The organism is Rhizobium leguminosarum bv. viciae (assembly GCF_012276115.1).
In the GTDB taxonomy this organism is placed as follows: Bacteria; Pseudomonadota; Alphaproteobacteria; order Rhizobiales; family Rhizobiaceae; genus Rhizobium; species Rhizobium leguminosarum_T.
Genome location: NZ_WIEU01000002.1, coordinates 335,534 through 352,554 on the forward strand (window position 1 = coordinate 335,534; position 17,021 = coordinate 352,554).

Genomic DNA, 17,021 nt, shown 5'->3' on the forward strand with positions numbered 1-17,021 from the left:
TGACCATGAGCGATCAGACTATCGACACGGCCGAAAAGCCTGAATTCTACCTGACGGAAGACCATCATCCTGAGAACAGCACCAATCTCGGCTTCTGGCTCTACCTGATGAGCGACTGCCTGATCTTCGCTGTGCTGTTTGCAACGCACGGCGTGCTCGGCCGCAACTATGCCGCGGGGCCCTCGCCGGCCGATCTCTTCGACCTGCCGATCGTTGCCCTCAACACATCGATGCTGCTCTTCTCCTCGATCACCTACGGCTTCGCGATGCTGCAGATGGAGCGGAACGCAAAGGCGGAAACGCTGTTCTGGCTTGGCGTGACCGGCTTGTTCGGCGCGGCCTTCATCGGGCTCGAACTCTACGAGTTCATCCACCTGATCCACGAAGGCGCCGGGCCGACGCGCAGCGCCTTCCTCTCTTCCTTCTTCACCCTGGTCGGCACTCACGGGCTGCATGTCACCTTCGGCATCATCTGGCTGATCACGCTGATGGTGCAGGTGTCGATGCACGGGCTGATCGAGGCCAACCGCCGCCGCCTGATGTGCCTTTCGATGTTCTGGCACTTCCTCGACGTCGTCTGGATCGGCGTCTTTTCCTTCGTCTATCTGCTGGGAGTTCTCGGATGAGTTCGCAAGCACCTGCACATGAGGATGCCCACGAGGCTCATCACGGCCACAGCCACGGTCATCAGGCCGGCCATGGCACGTTCCGCAGCTACATGACGGGCTTCGTGCTTTCCGTCATCCTGACCGCCATTCCCTTCTGGCTGGTCATGTCAGGCGTCTTCGACAGCCCGGCATTGACAGCGGTGCTGGTGATGGGCCTCGGCGCGATCCAGATCGTCGTCCATATGGTGTTTTTCTTGCACATGAATACCAGGAGCGAGGGTGGCTGGACGATCATGGCGTTGATCTTCACCCTCATCATCGTCGCCATCGCGCTCTCCGGTTCGCTCTGGGTCATGCATCATCTCAACACCAACATGATGCCGATGAGCCCCGAGATGATGAAGAACATGCCGTGACTGTCGCTAGGCGGCGGCAACGCCGCCTCCACCCGTCCGGCCCAACAGCGATTCAGGCATGAGCGAGGCTCCCTCGGAAACATCGGCAATACGGCGCCATCAGGTCAAACGCGCGATCTTCGCCCTCTGCCTGGTGCTGCTTGCCGCGGCACTCTCCGCACTCGGCACCTGGCAGGTCGAGCGGCGGGCCTGGAAACGCGACCTCATCGCCCGCGTCGACCAGCGTGTGCACGCGCCACCCGTGCCGGCACCGGCACGCGCCGACCGGGAGAAGGTCAATGCCACCGATGACGAATATCGGCGGGTGACCGCGGCCGGGATGCTGGCGCACGACAAGGAAACGCTGGTCTATGCCTCGACCGCGCTCGGTCCGGGTTATTGGGTGATGGTGCCGCTGACGCTTGCCGACGGGACATCAATCCTCGTCAATCGCGGCTTCGTGCCGACCGACCGGCGCGATCCGGCCACGCGCCGCGAGGGGCAACCATCAGGCCCGGTCGCGATCACCGGGCTGATGCGGATGACGGAGCCGAAGGGATCGCTGCTGCAATCCAATGACGTCGCGGCCGACCGCTGGTATTCGCGCGACGTCGCGGCGATCACGCAAAAGCGCGGCATCAGTGCGCCAGCGCCCTATTTCATCGATGCCGATGCCACGGCCAATCCTGGCGGCCTGCCTGTCGGCGGCCTGACCGTCATCGCTTTCCCCAACAACCATCTCCTCTACGCGATCACCTGGTACGGACTGGCGGCGATGGTGCTGGCATTGCTGGTGTTCATTCTTCGCGGCGAGAGGGGGAGCCGGGTTCGGCCAAGGCCTTAGCCTCGTCGGCGATCCTTATGAAGCAACCCGGCTGATCGCTTCGGCGAGCTGCGCCTGTGAGAAGGGCTTGCCGAGGCGGGGCAAGTCGACGATGTCGGCCCCTTGCGGGATCTCGGCGTAACCGGTTGCGAGGATGATCGGTATGTCGGGCCATTCGCTGCGGATCGCCTGGGCGAGCTGCGCGCCCGTCATGCGGGGCATGGCATGGTCGCAAATCACCAGGTCGACCTGCTGTTTGCGCAGGATGTCGAGCGCCTCGGTACCTGCCATCGCCTCGAACACGGTATGGCCGAGATCCTCCAGCATCAGCGTCGTATTCATCAGGACCAGACCATCGTCATCGACGGCGACGATGCGCAGCCGGCGCGGCGCATTTTCCTCCTGCTGCGGCCGGTCGGTAGCGGCCTCGGTCGCCTGTTCGACACTTGCGACCGGGAACCACAATTCGGCCGTCGTGCCTTCGCCGAGGCTGCTCTTCATCATCAGGCGGCCACCCGACTGGGACGCAAGGCCCTGCACCATGGAAAGACCGAGGCCGGTGCCTTTGCCGACACCCTTGGTGGTGAAGAACGGCGTGATGGCCTGCTCCAGCGTCTTGGCATCCATGCCCTCGCCTTCGTCGATCACCGCGATGCGGACATAGCGGCCAGGCGGCAGCGGAGTTTTGCCTGACGGCAGCGATTCTTCGGAAGCGCGAAGCACGATCCGGCCGCCTGACGGCATGGCGTCGCGGGCGTTGACGACGAGGTTCAGGATCGCCATCTCCAGCTGGTTCGGATCGGTCAGGATCGTCGGCAGTCTGACGGGGAAAAAGGTCTCGATCACGGTGAGGGGGCCGAGCGAACGGCTCAGCATATCCATCATGCCACGGACCAGGCCGGAGACGTCGATCGGCTCCATGTGCAGTTCCTGCCGGCGGGAAAAGGCCAGCATGCGCTGGGTCAAGGCGGCGCCACGCTGGGCACCCTGCATGGCATTGTCGACCAGCGATGTCAGCGAAAGATCCTGCGGCATGCGTTTCTTCAGGATTTCGAGACTGCCGAGCACAGCCATCAGCAGATTGTTGAAATCATGGGCGATACCGCCGGTCAATTGACCAATCGCCTCCATCTTCTGCGACTGGAAGAGCTCTTCGCGCGCCTGCTCCAGTGCCCGCTGGGTCTCCATCTTCTCGGTGATATCGCGGGTGATCTTGGCAAAACCGAGCACATCGCCTTCGTCGTCCCGGATGGCGTCGATGACGATGCTGGCCCAGAAACGGGTGCCGTCCTTGCGGACGCGCCAGCCTTCCCTCTCGAACCGGCCCTCGGCGCGCGCGATGCCGAGTGCGGTCTCCGGCAGGCCGGCTTCGCGGTCCTCGGGGGTATAGAAGGTCGAGAAATGCCGACCGATGATTTCTTGTGGCCGATAGCCCTTGATCCGCTCGGCGCCGAAATTCCAACTGCTGACATTGCCGTTTGGATCGAGCATGTAGATCGCATAGTCCGAGACGCCCTGGACGAGCCGGCGGAACTGTTCCTCGCTCTGGCGGATCGCATTTTCAGCGGCTCGGCGTTCGGTCAGGTCGCGGGTGATTTTGGCATAACCGATGAGCTCGCCGGAGGGACGGCGGATCGGATCGATGATCACATGCGCCCAGAAGCGGCTGCCATCCTTGCGCTGGCGCCAGCCTTCCCCCTCGAACCGGCCGTGCTCGACCGCCGTGGCCAGAGCGCGCTCCGGAATTCCCGCGGCGCGATCCTCTTCCAGATAGAAACGGGAAAAATGCTGGCCGAGAATTTCGGAAGGCCTGTAACCCTTGAACCGCTGAGCGCCGGTATTCCAGCTGGTGACGATGCCTTCGGGGCTCAGCATATAAATGGCGTAGTCGGTGATGGCATCGACCAGAAGGCGAAAGCGTCCCTCTTCGTCAAGAGACGTATCATGTCGATTCAGCGCTTCCATCGGCCCCTCTGAGTCACCAGCGCTTTATAACGCCGCGACGGACAGATGGTTCCGAAGCGGCGGCGAATTTTCAGACCGCCTTGACCTGGGGATAGAACCGCTCACTGATCCGCTCGGCAGCGGCATAGGCCTGCGAGACGATCTCCGGCACGAGATCGATATCGGGCAGGCTGCCGAGACCGAGCGGGCCGACGGCAAACAGCCCGGCAACCGTCGAACCGTCCTCGAGGAAGGGCTCGCCGCGCGCATTGACCGCCAGTCCGAGCGAGAGCTCGTCCGGCATGGCAAGCCCGGCGGAAAGCAGGCTCTGCATCAGCGACGCTGAAAGATCAGGCGCCTGACAGCGGCAATCGATGATGCGCTCGGCATGGATAACCTCCTCGGCAGCGGAACCGGCCGGCGTGAAGAACAGGCCGCTCAAGCCCCGGCGGCCGGCCCGGCCACGGCGCAGCACCGTGCGGCCTTCGGCGAGCTCGCGTTTCAGCCGCAGGTGCATGGCCTCCGGCAGGCGGTTGCGATGGCTGTCGTAGATTGCCCTGAGGTGGCGGTTGAACTGATGCTTGTCGCGGGCCGGCAGCGAGCGCCAGAGCGAGCGGGCATGTTTTCTGAGGCCGTTCATCACCGATTGCCAGCTTCGCCCTGCTTCCTCCGCCTCGCGACAGGCTTCACGGATGAAGCGCACGATCTCCGGCAGGCTCTGCGGCAGCGTTTCGGCCGGGAACACCGGATCGGCGGAATTCGGCGTATGACTCTGGGGCAGGAAGCCGCGCCTTGAAATGATCGTCACCTGGCCCGCGTAACCGGAATCGCGCAGCTGCAGCAGCTGGTCGACGACGCGGATGCCGCTGCCGAGCAGCACTGCATGCGGCCGCGCGACGAGGCGCTGGGCTCTGACTGGCGAAGCGTCCTCACCGCCGGCATCCGGCGCAGTCAGGCCGTAGCCGGTGGCGAGGATGACGGTATCGAACAGCGGATTGGCGGGATTGGCGCTTTCGAGCAGGAAGCGGTTGCCGTGGCTCCTACGGATCGCCACAACAGGATCGTTGCAGACCTGGACCGTGATGTCCCTGCGCGCGGCGAGTGCTTCCGAAAAGCGCTGGTAGACATAATCGCTGAAGATCTCCTTCGGCACGAAGATCTGCCGAAATCCGGGAATGGCGGCCGGTACGGCGGCGCGGAAGGCAGCGTTGCCACAGAGCCAATCGTTGAAATCGTCGTTGTCGCCGACCGAGACCGAGAGATCGCGCACACGGGTGTTGAGGATCGTCGAGGAGTGGGCCGAGGCCAGCGCCTGCCCGCCGCTGACCGACGAATTCGGGTCGAATAGCTGCAGGTGGAAGGGCGCGCGCACCGTCTTCATCAGCGCGATGGCCATCATCATACCGGAAAAACCGCGCCCGACGATGGCAATGCGCGGCACGGCTGATATCTGCGCCGCCGCATTGGCTCTCACGGAAAAAAGTCCCTGAACCGTCATCGCAACTCCTCTGCGGCTTCATCCGCACCGTGTGTCGATCGAGGTTTCAACGCATAAAACAGCGATTCACGCGTTGATGAGGTTCATGCGGCCATTCAAAACACCTGCCGCGGCATCGGGGTCCGAACCAGCGGCCCCGCAAGTGAACTAGGGGAGCAATCACGCTCGTCCATAGTCTATCGAATTGGTAGTGTATGAAAGCGCTAAATGGCGCAGGTGGCAAGAGGTTTGTTGCCACATCTTTTCAAGTTATTGAAATATAATACAATTTAGAAGTGTTCCGTGGAAGTGTGGCCGGGTTTTGCATTCCGAACTGCGAATTGATCTCAAAAATGTCAGGTCGGCAGCGACCTCAGCTGCCCTCGCCCGGATATTGTTTTGCTTTCAGCAGGCCGGCCAGATGCACCGTGTTGCGCGCCAGCATGTCGACGGCTTTGGTCACGACCTTCGGCACCTTATCAAGATCGACGAAATTGGTGGAACCCATTGCCTCGCCGACCCAGTAGGCGACCGCATTCGCCGGAATGGTGAAGCCGACGTCGTTCAGCGCCTGGAAGAGCTCGGCCGACACATGATGGGCGCCGTCCTCATTGCCGACGACGGCAACGGCCGCGACCCTGCCATAGGAAACCATGCGGCCCCCTTCGTCGGTCTCCTCGAGGAAGGCGTCCATGCGCTCCAGCGCCCGCTTGCAGACACTGGATGGCTGACCGAGCCAGATCGGCGTCGCCATCAGCAGGATATCTGCGTCCAGCACCTTGGCGCGAATATCGGGCCAGTCATCGCCGGCGCCTTCGTCGGAGGTGACGCCGGCCTTGACGTTGAAATCGGCCAGCCGGACAACCTCGGTCACGACGCCGTGTGCGGACATCGCCTTGTCGATCAGTCCGATCATCCGGTCGGTTGAGGACGCGTCCTTGGTATCACTGGTCTTCAGCGTGGCGTTGAGGGCGAGAGCTTTCAGAGGCATGGGTCTCTCCGGCACCGGTCGGCAGTTGGCATTTGCCTGCTGCAACCTGTTCGCGCCCAGATTGTTCCCGCCCGGACACGAGGAGACCTCACGTAAAAATAACCAACTGGTGAATTCTTTACTTGAACCCCCAAATGGAATCGGCAAAAGTGAAGGTGCTATCAATCCCTTCATGGATTTGCCGTCTTTTCGGGCCAGCGTCCGACCACACATCTATTGGAAAAAATACCGTGAGCAGCGATGCGTTAATACGCGCGACGAAGCCTTCGGCTTCGATGGCGCTTGCAACTGCGGCAGGCTGGGGCCGAGGCCTCTACACCTTGGTCCGCATCACCATGATGGCCTTCCGCCACCCCTGGCAATCCGGCTTTGCGATCGGCGCCACGCTTGTTGCCTCGACCTTCCAGCTGATGATCCCGCGCCTTCTCGGCCAGGCCGTCGACCACACGCAGATGGCGATGAGCGGCGGTGCGGCGGGCCAGGCGGCACAGGACGCGCTTCTAACCACGGCGCTGCTGCTGCTCGGCGCCAGCGTGCTGCGCGGCCTCTTCACCATGGTGCAGAACTATTACAGCGAAGCCGTCGGCCATCACATCGGCTACGAGTTGCGGCTGGCCTGCTACGAGAAGATCCAGCGGCTCTCTTTCAGCTTTCATGACACCGTGCATTCCGGCGACTTGATTACCGTCGGTCTGCTCGATCTCGAAGGCGTGCGCATGTATTTTTCCACCGCGCTCGTCCGGATGATCCTGCTGTCGATCCTGATCGGCATCGGTGCCTATATGCTGCTGTCGACCGATATCGTGCTTGGCCTCCTGGCGCTGAGTTTCGTACCCTTCGTCGGCTGGCGCTCGTCGGTGACGCAGCTCAGGCTGCGCGCCACCTGGCTCGACCTGCAGGAGCGGCTTTCGGTGCTGACCCGCATCATGGAGGAAAATCTCGGCGGCATCCGCGTCGTGCGCGCCTTTGCCGCCCACGAACACGAGATTTCGAAATTCGAGGCGGCGTCGAAGAGCGCGCTCGCGCTCGCGCATCAGCGTGTCGGCATCCGCGTTACCAACACCAGCGCCATGACCTTCTCCTTCTTCGCGGCGATGGGCCTGGTGCTCTGGGTCGGCGGCGGCAAGGTAATGTCGGGCGAAATCACCGTCGGCACGCTGGCCTCGTTCCTGACCTTCATGACCATCCTGCAGATGCCGGTGCGCCAGCTCGGCCTGATGGTCAATGCCTTTGCCCGCGCCTCCACCTGCGGCTCGCGCCTCTTCGCCCTGCTCGACCTCGACATCGCCATCAAGGATGCGCCGGATGCCAAGGAATTGGCGATGACGGACGGCGTGCTGCGCTTCGAAAATGTCAGCTTTGCCTATCCGGGTTCTGAAAAGCGCACCGTGCTCGACGATGTCTCCTTTGAAGCCAGGCGCGGCCAGACGATCGGCATCGTCGGGCCTCCGGGCAGCGGCAAGTCGACGATCGCCCATCTCATTCCCCGCTTCTACGACGTCAGCGGCGGCAGGATCACGATCGACGGCCAGGACATTCGCAAGGCGACGCTGCAATCGCTGCGCCGGGCGGTTGCCGTCGTGCAGCAGGATTCCTTCCTGTTCACGACGACGATCGAGAACAACATCGCCTATGGCGATCCATGGGCGAAGGAAGGCCGCATCGAACGCGCCAGCGAAAGCGCCCAACTGCACAATTACGTGCTCGGCCTGCCCACCGGTTACGGCACCGTCGTCGGCGAGCGCGGCGTTTCGCTGTCCGGCGGCCAGCGCCAGCGTCTTTCGATCGCCCGCGCGCTGATGCTGAAACCGGCGGTGATGGTGTTCGACGATTCGACGGCGGCGATCGACGCCGCCACCGAACAGCGCATCCGCGGCGCCATGCGCCGCTATGCGGCCGACCGCGTGACGATCATCGTCGCCCATCGCCTGAGCTCGCTGATGCATGCCAACCAGATCCTGTTCGTCGAAGACGGCCGGATCGTCGAGCGCGGAACGCATGAGGCGCTGCTTTCGCTCGGCGGGCGCTACAAGGCGCTCTACGACCTGCAAGTGCGGCCGGGCGACGAGGTCTTGAGCGCCTAGCGATGAATTCCCTTCTTCTGCCCTCGGGGAGAAGAGCGGACAAGCAATGACTATGCAGGCCACCGGACGTGATGGCCGCGGGAGGAATGGCATGGCCGAGGAACTGGAAACCGAGCGTCCCGACGTTCGCGAGGATGGACGCCGCCCGCCGCGAGCGGTGGTCGGTTCACACCGCGTCGAGGAGGAGATGTTCGGCAAGGCCTTCGACGGCAACATCGTCAAGCGCATCTGGGTTTTCGTTCACCCCTATCGCCGCCAGGTCCTGTGGTCGGTCGTCGCCGTTCTGACGTTCACGATGATGCAGCTCACCATCCCCCTGATCATCCGCTATGCCATCGACCACGGCATGTCGCCGGGCGGCGACCATTCGGCTCTGGTCTGGTCTATCGTCGCCTTCACCATCGCCATATCAATCAATTATGCGGCAAGCTATGCGCAGGAGACACTGGTCGGCGGCGTGGCCGAGGACGTGCTCTTCGATATCCGCAAGGCAATGTTTTCGCATCTCCAGCGCGTCTCGCTCTCCTTCATGGACAAGACCGAAGTGGGACGGCTGATGTCGCGCCTGCAGGGCGACGTCAACTCGATGCAGGAATTCCTCGAAACCTCGGTGCTGTCAGTCGGAGACATCGTGCTGCTCTTCGGCATCGTCTTCGTCATGCTCTATCTCGATTTCAAATTGGGGCTGCTGACGCTCTCGGTGCTGCCGGTGCTGTTCATCGTCCGGCTGTTCTGGCTGCCGCTGGCGCGCAAATCCTTCATGGCCGCGCACGAGACCAATTCGGTCGCGAATGGTGCGCTTGCAGAAGCCATCCATGGCGTGCGCGCCGTCCAGAGCATGGACAGGCAGGGCGTCAACTTCACGCTTTACGACGACAAGGCGCATGCCAACCTCAAGACGCATCTGACGGCGGCGCGCTATGCGCAGGTGATGGTGCCGATCGTCGACAGCCTGACCGGCGTGGCGATGGCGCTCGTCATCGTCGTCGGCGGCGCCCGCGTTCTCAATCAGGCGCTCGATGTCGGCGTGCTCGTCGCCTTCCTGTTCTACATCCAGCGCTTCTTCGACCCGATCCGCTCGCTGACCCTGCAATATTCGGTGATGCAGCGCGCCATGGCGTCAGGCCAGCGGCTGACCGAAGTGCTCGACGTGCCTGTCGACATCAAGGACGCGCCCGATGCCAAAGTCTTGTCGCGCGACATGGACGGATCGGTGGAATTCAAGGACGTCGTCTTCGGCTACAATCCGAAACATCCGGTGCTGAAGCATGTCAGCTTCAAAGTCAATCCCGGCGAGACGGTGGCGCTGGTCGGGCCGACGGGGTCCGGCAAATCGAGCTGCATGTCGCTGATCCATCGCTTCTACGATGTGCAACAGGGCCAGGTGCTGGTCGGCGGCGACGATGTGCGTGATCTGACGCAGGATTCGCTCGGAGCTGAGATCGCCATGGTGCTGCAGGAACCCTTCCTCTTTACCGGCACCGTCTTCGAAAACATCCGCTACCACAAGCTGGAGGCGACGCGCGAACAGGTGATCGAGGCGGCGAAGGCCGTCGGCGCGCATGACTTCGTTATGCGCCTGCCCGATGGTTACGACAGCGTTCTCGGCGAGCGCGGCGGCAACCTTTCGCTCGGCCAGCGCCAGCTTTTAAGCTTTGCCCGCGCATTGGTGGCGGACGCGAAGATCCTCGTGCTCGACGAGGCGACGGCCAATATCGACAGCTATACCGAGATGCTGATCCAGAAGGCGCTGGTGAAGCTGCTCGAAAACCGCACCGGCCTTGTCATTGCCCATCGCCTAGCGACGATCCGTGAGGCGGACCGCATCATCGTGCTGCAGAACGGCGAAATCATCGAAAGCGGCGACCACCGCCAGCTGATGAAGAACGGCAAGCTCTATTCTAAGCTCTACAATCTGAACTACTCCTCCTTCGACGACATTCCCGAAGATGTGCTGGAAGAGACGACGGCAGCGGAGTCGGCGACCTAGCGCATCGTGCGGGGATTGAAAGTGTCAGAGCGACCTTTGTGCGTCCGTGACGCACGGCGCTCTGATCTCAGGCGACATGCATTAATGCCTGTCGCAAAGTTTGAACGAACAAACGCCTTGCTGCCGCATTTATTTCCTATCGGGGACGAGTGCCACTGAGGAGAATGTTATGAAGAGAATTATTAGCAGCCTGTTGATCGCAACGGCCCTTGTTGGATCGGCCATTCAGCCCGCTGCCGCGCGTGATCGCCATCACCACGATGATACGGGCCGGGCTATCGCCGGTGGCGTTGCCGCAGGCGTCGTCGGCGGTCTGATCGGTGGCGCGATCGCCAATAGCGGCCCTCGCTACGTCGATGGTCCGCGTTATGTCGAACCCGCGCCGAGATGCTGGTATGAGGACCGCGATGTCCGCAACCGCTATGACGGCGGCTATCATATCGAAACCGTGCGGGTCTGCGAGTAGCGGGCAGACCTGGCCTTCCTATGGCGGCGCGGATCTGATTATTCGTCGTCGCCGTTGATTTTCGCCATCACCGAGGCTGCATCCGCAAGCCTCGGTTTTTCTTTGCTGGGCCAATGCAGTTAGCCTGCGGTCACTCCCATAGCAGAAATTTCCGGCTGCCTCGGCCGCCTGTCATCCGGCTGTTAGAGACGACCAATAGCTGAAAGCCGATGAATGATGGTCCAGTGAACGGCGGCAAGACGCCAAAGAAAGAACGCATGCGCTTCGTCAGCGCCGAGCAGGTGGCGCAATTGGCGGGCGTTTCACGCTCCGCCGTCTCGCGTACCTTCACGCCGGGCACCAGCGTGGCGCCTGCAACGCGCGAAAAGGTGCTGCGGGCGGCGGAAGAACTCGGCTACCATGTCAACGACCTGGCGCGCGGCGTGCTTGCCAATCAGAGCCGCCTGGTCGGCATCGTCGCGACCCGGCCGGAAGTGGGTTTTCGAGCGCATCTGGCCGCAGCGCTTGCCAAATGCCTGATCAAACGCGGCAGCATCCCGATTCTCATCAATACCGGCCAGACGGAAGACGAGCTGCTCGCCGCCCAGAAGATGCTGATCGGTCACCGTGCCGAGGCGATCATCATCCTGTCCGGCTCGCCGCCGGCGAGTTTCTTCGAACTCGCGCAGCGAAATGGACAGCCGCTCGTGGTGATCGGCCGTTCGGAACCCGATGCCGACCATGTGCGCGCCGGCAACTCCGAGGCCTCCCGCAAGGCGGCGACGGCCTTTTACGAAAGCGGCAGACGGCGGCTGGCGGTCATCGGCTCCAACACCGGAACGCCTTCCATCATCGAGCGCGAAAGCGCCTTCCAGTCGACGGCCGGATCGCTCGGCACATCCGTCGTCGTCGGACGCGGCGGCGATTCCGACTATGACGGCGGCGTCACCGCCGCACGCGCGCTCTTCTCGCAGACAATAAAGCCAGACGCCGTTTTCTGCGCCAATGACCAGATTGCCTTCGGACTGATGGATGTCGTGCGCCTGGAAGCGCGGCTGCGCATCCCCGAAGACGTCGCCGTCATCGGCTTCGACGACGTGCCGGAATCCTCCTGGCTGAGCTATCAGCTGACCACCTTCCGCCAGGATCCGTTGACCATGGCGCAGCGCGCCGTCGAGCTGATGGAGCGGCGGCTTGAAAACCCGGGCTTGCTTCCGGGCTACGAACGCGTCATTCCGGAGCTTGTCATCCGTCAGAGCTTCAGACCCTGACCCTCCCCCACGGCTTTTCGCAGGCTCCATCCTGTGGCAAGAAGGGTTGACGCGTGAACCGGGAGGAAGATCGACGCAGATGAGGGGAATCCGCCAGCTCGCCGAGCATCTCGACATTTCGATCGGAACGGTGTCCCGTGCTCTGAACGGCAAGCCCGACGTCAACGACGAAACGCGCCGGCGAGTGCTCGCCGCCGCCGAAGAGCTCGGTTACGTCGCCAATCAATCGGGCCGCAGCCTTCGCCAGGGCATGACCAACGTCATCGGGCTGATGCTCGAAGTGAGCCGCGAGACGGTCGAAAACAGCGACGACTTCTTCCTTGGCGTCACCGACGGGCTGCAGAGCGTCTTTTCCCGCCACAAGCTCGATCTCGTCATGCTGCCCTGTCCCGATGACGAGGACCCGCATGAATATCTGAAGCGCATGGTGGCGCGCCGGCTTGTCGACGCGCTGATTATCTCGGCGACACGACGCACCGATAGGCGCATCGAGCTTCTGGAAAAGGCCCGCATCCCCTTCGTGGCGCTCGGTCGTAGCGCGTCGGGCGGCAGCTACACCTGGATGGACCTCGATTTCGAGGGCGTGGCGGCGCGCGGCGTCGACCGGCTGGTCGCCAAAGGCCACCGACGGATCGCGGTGGCCGCCCCCTCCTCCGACATCAATCTTGGCTATCTCTTCCTCGACGCCTACCGCCAGGCGCTGCAACGGCACGGTATTGCCTTCGACCCGGCCCTCGTCATCCGGGTCAAGTCAAGCGAACAGGGCGGTTATCAGGCCGGCCACGAATTGCTGATGATTGAAGAGCGGCCGACGGCGATCATCCTGATCCACGAGCTGATGGCGATCGGGCTTTACCGCCGGCTTGCCGAGGCCGGCATCGTGCCAGGCCGCGACCTCGCCGTTGTCGGTTTCCGCGAGGAGCCGCGCACGCATTTCCTGCAGCCAACGCTGACCTCCTTCCGCATGTCGCTGCGCGATCTCGGCGCGCAGCTCGGCGAAACCCTGCTCGCCACCATGCCGGCCTATGCCGATCATTATCCGCAGGGCGCCCGCAACAGGATCTGGCCGTTGGAACTCGTTCCCGGCGAAAGCGACGCTTTCACGCTCAATCAAAGAAATAGAGCATGATATCGTCCGAAAACCGTCAAGCATGATCAGCACCGGCGCCACTTACCAAGTGCCAATGATGTATCGCATCCTGCTACCTACGCCGGATACTTAGCCATCATCCCAGCTGCGGCTTGCTGCACAGGCGACTTTGGCTTCGGCGCTCGCGGTGCCGCTGGCCGCAAGGCTGTCGCGTTGCCTTTTCGGCAATCAGAACATCGAAAATCGGCGCTTTTTCGCAACGCTATCCTTTGCCATATTCGTCTCAAGTGAAGAGTGAGGTATTGCCGGATGGCCTATGTCATTACCGATCCCTGTATCGACGTTAAGGATGGCGATTGCACGGTCGCCTGTCCCGTGGACTGCATCTACGAAGGCGGACGGATGTTCTACATACACCCAGGCGAATGCATCAATTGCGGCCTGTGCCTGTCGGTCTGTCCGGTCGATGCCATTTCATGGGACGAGGAAATTCCGCAGGGCCGAATTCAGTTCAAAGCCGTCAATCAGGACTTCTTCGGCCCCGACGTCACCAACTGGGGCTCGCCCGGCGGATGGGACAAAAACCATACTACCAATCGCGATCACCCACTCGTCGCCGCCTATGAAAGAGCCTGATCAAGACAGGCCTCTCGATCGAGAACGGAAATCGACATGACAGCAGTAAAGATCGGTGGCGTCGTCGCGGCCGTCCCTACCCCCTTCACCGAAAACAGAACCGTCGATGTGGATGCTTTCCTTGAACACGGCCGCTGGTGCCTGGCGGAGGGATGCGATCTTCTCAATGTACTGGGAACGACGGGCGAGGCCAACGCGCTCTCCTCCGTGCAAAGAAGGGCGCTCATGACCGCCGCCGCAAAGGGCCTCAATGGCGGCAGGATGATGGTGGGCACCGGAACGCCCGATCTTGAAACGACGATCGACTTGACACGGCAGGCTTACGAGCTGGGTTATGCCGCCGCGCTCGTTCTGCCGCCTTACTACTACAAGCCGGTCCAGGATGAAGGGCTTTTTGCCTGGTTCGACCAGCTCATTCGAGAGACAGCCGAAACGCCTATCGGCCTGTATCTCTACAATTTCCCGCAGTTGACAGGCATCGAGTTCTCCCCTGCCCTGGCAGCAAAACTCATCCAAATGTTTCCCGAGCGCATCCGCGGCGCAAAGGATAGTTCAGGCAATCTGGACTATGCCCGTAGGCTCGCACGAATTCCCGGCTTTGCCGTCTTCCCGAGCAACGAGGCAGCTCTTGCCGAGGCGGAAAAGCATAATTTCGCCGGCTGTATTTCGGCAACGGTCAATATCGATCCGCAATCCTCGGCACGGCTGTGGAAGAACCAGAGCGATCAGGCGACCCTCGATAGGGTCAGAAACCTCAGGCAGGCGATCGCCGCTCACCCGCTCATTCCGGCGGTCAAATATCTCGTCGGCAAGCGGACTGGGCATGCTGTATGGGGCAATGTATTGCCACCGAACCTGAAAATCGCTGAAGCGGCAAGCCTGGACGCGCTGGACACGATCGCCGCTCAGTTGACGAGCGCAGGCTAGATACCGACCTTCTCACCACCGCGAGTAGTAGCTGCGGATTGCAGCCGACAGACTTGCGGCAAGCTGCCGTTCGCGCCGGAGGCGGGGCAAATCGGCCCTTGCCTGCTCGCGCAGTTCCCGCCGCGCTCCATCAAAATCGACGGTGGTCAAGCGACCGTCCCTCATGATCTCGCGCCCGCCGACGAATAGCCCCTTGGCCTGGTCTGATGTCATGCGGGTCAACAGCATCTCGGCCTCATCGATATCGTCAAACAGGCTGTCAGCCGTCAGGGCATCATAATCGATCACCGCGAAATCCTGGCCGGCTGGTGCGTTGAGCACCTTGGCGCCAATGTGAATGGCGGCATCGAAAATCTGGTCGGCGGTGAACCGGCGATTGAGCTCGCGTCCGCCATGCAGAAGGTGGATAAGTCGCATTTCGCGCCAGAGATCCTGATCGTCGTCGAAGCCTGACCCGTCGAGGCCAATGGCAAGAGCCGGCCCTTTCTCTGCCACGAGCGAAATCGGCGCAATGCCGGAGCGCAGACGCAGATTGGCCGAGGGATTGCTGACGAGCTGCACGCCCCTTTCCGCCAGAAGCTCGCATTCCGCCGGCTGCAATTGCACGCCATGGGCAACCGCCAGCCGCGACGATAGGAAACCGATTTCATCAAGGAAGCGGACGACACCTTGCGGGAAGCGGCGATCCAGCCATTGCCGCTGCCGGGGGCTTTCCAGAAGATGCATGTGGATGCGCCGGCCGTTGACTGCAGATGCTTCGGCGATCGCCTCCAGCATGGCGTTGGAACACCATTGTGGACCGACCGGCCCGTATTGAACATCGACCATCGGATTGGAATTTGCCGCCGCCACCGCGTCGACGGCGGCGATCTGTTCCGCGACCGGCGCATAGGCCGGGATGCTCGGCGACAGAGCCTGCCAGTCGTCCTCGCTCAGCAATGGCTTCAACTTCTCCGGCCCGCCGCCATAGGCCCAAGGGTCGAAATCGAGCAGCGGGCAGGACAATCCCAGGCGAATGCCGACTTCCCCCGCGGCACGGATGACGGCGGCTGCTTCATCGCCGAGCCGGTTGATATTCAGCGAATTGTGGCAATGCATCGTCGCGCCCACACCGGTTTGCGCCAGGCGCGCGAACGCCACCAACGCTTCCAGATAGGCATCGGTTCGCGGTCGCAGGCGCATGCCCGGAATCCAAACCTCAAGAGCATCGTCGACGGCGCCGAAGTCGAGCGTACGGATACCATATCCGTGGTCATGGGCGTTGACGGGTGACGGCATCACCAGATCGCCCGGGCCGAGCGTAGCGAGCACGCTTTGCGCGACCGGAAACCCTGCGGCGCCATCAAAACGCTCCGCAGGCTGATGGCCGGGGCGAGGCAGCAACCGGGCTGATGGGGTCATCTTCTTTACCTCTGGATCACAGTCTGGATTTTGTCGCTGAACTTCTTCAGCTCGACGCTCATAGACTCGATGACCACCTCGGTTGCGTGGGTAAGCTGGCGATGACGCGGCACGACGATGCCGACCTGCAGATCGTGCAATCGCGAAGCGGCAATCGGCAAAGCGACGACTTCTCCGGCCTCAAGCTCTTCCAGAAGGCCAAGCGGCGTGAAGAAGGCGACCCCCTCACCAGACAGGATCAGCGGCTTCAGCATCATCTGATTGTTGGTCGCCACCACCGTACGGCCGACACGGTTGAGCGCACCGAGCTCGACGGCGATCATTGAGCTCATGACCTCATTGTCGAGCTGCAGCAGCAGCTTGAACTGCGCGCATTCCTGCAGCGTGACGGATTTCTGCCGCGCCAGTGGATGATTACGCGATACCATCGCCATCAGCGGCATCGGAACGCCATAGACCAGCTTGATGTCATGCGGCCGGGCAAGATCGAAGGTGACGCCGATATCGGCGTCACCTTCGGCTAGGAAATGGAAAATGCTGGTGTAATTGTCATAGCGGATGCGAAAATCGACCGCCGGATGCCGCCGGTGGAAGCCCATGACGAATTCCGGCAGGAACTGGATGGCGAGACTATCGAGGGAGGCGATATGGACCCGGCCGGCGCATTTGCCCTGGAGGTCGCCGAGATCGGATTTCATGATCTCGTATTTCAGCAGCGTGTCCTTGGCATGCTTCAGCACGATCTCGCCAGCCGCCGTCAATCGCAGGCCGTCGGAGAAACGTTCAAACAGCGGTGCTCCAAGCTCGTCCTCCAGCTTCTTGATCTGCCGGCTGACGGCCGAGGTCGCCACATGCAGTTCGTCCGATGCCTTGCGGATCGACCCTGAACGCGCGACTTCAGCGAAATATTTCAAGATACTGGCGTGCATGAGGGCCCCT

The 17,021-nt window shown here is 62.1% G+C and carries 15 protein-coding genes; 10 read left to right on the forward strand and 5 right to left on the reverse strand.

Annotation, left to right across the window (positions count from 1 at the left end):
* The first annotated feature begins 5 nt into the window (after nucleotides 1–5).
* The 3 genes from cyoC to GFM02_RS04870 are packed head-to-tail and all read left to right on the forward strand — an operon-like array spanning nucleotide 6 to nucleotide 1,847.
* Nucleotides 6–626, forward strand: a complete 621-nt coding sequence (gene cyoC / locus GFM02_RS04860) for a cytochrome o ubiquinol oxidase subunit III (protein WP_025397699.1) — start codon at nucleotides 6–8, stop codon at nucleotides 624–626.
* Nucleotides 623–1,024 (forward strand): cytochrome o ubiquinol oxidase subunit IV, encoded by a 402-nt coding sequence (gene cyoD / locus GFM02_RS04865; RefSeq protein WP_164026795.1) that lies wholly within the window; start codon nucleotides 623–625, stop codon nucleotides 1,022–1,024. Before cyoC ends, cyoD begins: the two co-directional genes overlap by 4 nt.
* A gap of 58 nt (nucleotides 1,025–1,082) precedes the next feature.
* The gene (locus GFM02_RS04870) at nucleotides 1,083–1,847 is read left to right on the forward strand and encodes an SURF1 family protein (RefSeq protein WP_168320968.1); all 765 of its coding nucleotides are present in this window, start codon (nucleotides 1,083–1,085) and stop codon (nucleotides 1,845–1,847) included.
* Nucleotides 1,848–1,862: 15 nt separating this feature from the next.
* Here the strand turns inward: GFM02_RS04870 and GFM02_RS04875 are convergent, their stop codons facing one another.
* The 3 genes from GFM02_RS04875 to GFM02_RS04885 all read right to left on the reverse strand — a co-directional run bounded on the left by GFM02_RS04875 (nucleotide 1,863) and on the right by GFM02_RS04885 (nucleotide 6,238).
* Complete coding sequence (locus GFM02_RS04875; protein ID WP_168320969.1) at nucleotides 1,863–3,791, reverse strand: hybrid sensor histidine kinase/response regulator; 1,929 nt, start codon at nucleotides 3,789–3,791, stop codon at nucleotides 1,863–1,865.
* Nucleotides 3,792–3,861: 70 nt separating this feature from the next.
* Nucleotides 3,862–5,268 carry an FAD/NAD(P)-binding protein gene (locus tag GFM02_RS04880; protein WP_168320970.1) on the reverse strand — a complete coding sequence of 469 codons (1,407 nt, stop codon included), beginning with the start codon at nucleotides 5,266–5,268 and terminating at the stop codon, nucleotides 3,862–3,864.
* A 352-nt stretch (nucleotides 5,269–5,620) separates the two neighbouring features.
* Complete coding sequence (locus GFM02_RS04885) at nucleotides 5,621–6,238, reverse strand: flavodoxin family protein (protein WP_168266822.1); 618 nt, start codon at nucleotides 6,236–6,238, stop codon at nucleotides 5,621–5,623.
* Nucleotides 6,239–6,360: 122 nt separating this feature from the next.
* On the opposite strand from GFM02_RS04885, the gene GFM02_RS04890 reads away from it, so the two are divergent.
* The 7 genes from GFM02_RS04890 to GFM02_RS04920 all read left to right on the forward strand — a co-directional run bounded on the left by GFM02_RS04890 (nucleotide 6,361) and on the right by GFM02_RS04920 (nucleotide 14,681).
* Nucleotides 6,361–8,322: an ABC transporter ATP-binding protein gene (locus GFM02_RS04890; protein ID WP_205930178.1), complete on the forward strand. Its 1,962-nt coding sequence runs from the start codon at nucleotides 6,361–6,363 to the stop codon at nucleotides 8,320–8,322.
* 91 nt (nucleotides 8,323–8,413) lie between these two features.
* Nucleotides 8,414–10,312, forward strand: coding sequence for an ABC transporter ATP-binding protein (locus GFM02_RS04895; protein WP_168266820.1), 1,899 nt, complete (start codon nucleotides 8,414–8,416; stop codon nucleotides 10,310–10,312).
* 169 nt (nucleotides 10,313–10,481) lie between these two features.
* Nucleotides 10,482–10,778, forward strand: a complete 297-nt coding sequence (locus tag GFM02_RS04900) for a hypothetical protein (protein WP_017957793.1) — start codon at nucleotides 10,482–10,484, stop codon at nucleotides 10,776–10,778.
* 209 nt (nucleotides 10,779–10,987) lie between these two features.
* Nucleotides 10,988–12,028, forward strand: a complete 1,041-nt coding sequence (locus tag GFM02_RS04905) for a LacI family DNA-binding transcriptional regulator (RefSeq protein WP_168320971.1) — start codon at nucleotides 10,988–10,990, stop codon at nucleotides 12,026–12,028.
* 79 nt (nucleotides 12,029–12,107) lie between these two features.
* On the forward strand, nucleotides 12,108–13,157 hold the full coding sequence (locus GFM02_RS04910; RefSeq protein ID WP_131662434.1) for a LacI family DNA-binding transcriptional regulator: 1,050 nt from the start codon (nucleotides 12,108–12,110) through the stop codon (nucleotides 13,155–13,157).
* A gap of 270 nt (nucleotides 13,158–13,427) precedes the next feature.
* Nucleotides 13,428–13,754, forward strand: coding sequence for a ferredoxin (gene fdxA, locus GFM02_RS04915; RefSeq protein WP_168320972.1), 327 nt, complete (start codon nucleotides 13,428–13,430; stop codon nucleotides 13,752–13,754).
* 36 nt (nucleotides 13,755–13,790) lie between these two features.
* On the forward strand, nucleotides 13,791–14,681 hold the full coding sequence (locus GFM02_RS04920; protein ID WP_168320973.1) for a dihydrodipicolinate synthase family protein: 891 nt from the start codon (nucleotides 13,791–13,793) through the stop codon (nucleotides 14,679–14,681).
* Nucleotides 14,682–14,693: 12 nt separating this feature from the next.
* Here GFM02_RS04920 and GFM02_RS04925 read toward each other — a convergent pair whose 3' ends face one another.
* Together GFM02_RS04925 and GFM02_RS04930 are read right to left on the reverse strand one after the other, a co-directional pair.
* A complete protein-coding gene (locus GFM02_RS04925) occupies nucleotides 14,694–16,082 on the reverse strand; it encodes an amidohydrolase family protein (protein WP_168266807.1) in 1,389 nt (462 codons plus the stop codon).
* 5 nt (nucleotides 16,083–16,087) lie between these two features.
* Nucleotides 16,088–17,011 (reverse strand): LysR family transcriptional regulator, encoded by a 924-nt coding sequence (locus GFM02_RS04930; RefSeq protein ID WP_020052902.1) that lies wholly within the window; start codon nucleotides 17,009–17,011, stop codon nucleotides 16,088–16,090.
* Between the last annotated feature and the right edge of the window lie 10 nt (nucleotides 17,012–17,021).

Coding starts and splice junctions, on each gene's coding strand:
- GFM02_RS04900 (WP_017957793.1), top strand. CDS start 10,482: ATGAAGAGAATTATTAGCAGCCTGTTGATCGCAACGGCCCTTGTTGGA.
- GFM02_RS04880 (WP_168320970.1), bottom strand. CDS start 5,268: ATGACGGTTCAGGGACTTTTTTCCGTGAGAGCCAATGCGGCGGCGCAG.
- fdxA (WP_168320972.1), top strand. CDS start 13,428: ATGGCCTATGTCATTACCGATCCCTGTATCGACGTTAAGGATGGCGAT.
- GFM02_RS04905 (WP_168320971.1), top strand. CDS start 10,988: ATGAATGATGGTCCAGTGAACGGCGGCAAGACGCCAAAGAAAGAACGC.
- GFM02_RS04895 (WP_168266820.1), top strand. CDS start 8,414: ATGGCCGAGGAACTGGAAACCGAGCGTCCCGACGTTCGCGAGGATGGA.
- cyoC (WP_025397699.1), top strand. CDS start 6: ATGAGCGATCAGACTATCGACACGGCCGAAAAGCCTGAATTCTACCTG.
- GFM02_RS04920 (WP_168320973.1), top strand. CDS start 13,791: ATGACAGCAGTAAAGATCGGTGGCGTCGTCGCGGCCGTCCCTACCCCC.
- cyoD (WP_164026795.1), top strand. CDS start 623: ATGAGTTCGCAAGCACCTGCACATGAGGATGCCCACGAGGCTCATCAC.
- GFM02_RS04875 (WP_168320969.1), bottom strand. CDS start 3,791: ATGGAAGCGCTGAATCGACATGATACGTCTCTTGACGAAGAGGGACGC.
- GFM02_RS04930 (WP_020052902.1), bottom strand. CDS start 17,011: ATGCACGCCAGTATCTTGAAATATTTCGCTGAAGTCGCGCGTTCAGGG.
- GFM02_RS04870 (WP_168320968.1), top strand. CDS start 1,083: ATGAGCGAGGCTCCCTCGGAAACATCGGCAATACGGCGCCATCAGGTC.
- GFM02_RS04925 (WP_168266807.1), bottom strand. CDS start 16,082: ATGACCCCATCAGCCCGGTTGCTGCCTCGCCCCGGCCATCAGCCTGCG.
- GFM02_RS04910 (WP_131662434.1), top strand. CDS start 12,108: ATGAGGGGAATCCGCCAGCTCGCCGAGCATCTCGACATTTCGATCGGA.
- GFM02_RS04885 (WP_168266822.1), bottom strand. CDS start 6,238: ATGCCTCTGAAAGCTCTCGCCCTCAACGCCACGCTGAAGACCAGTGAT.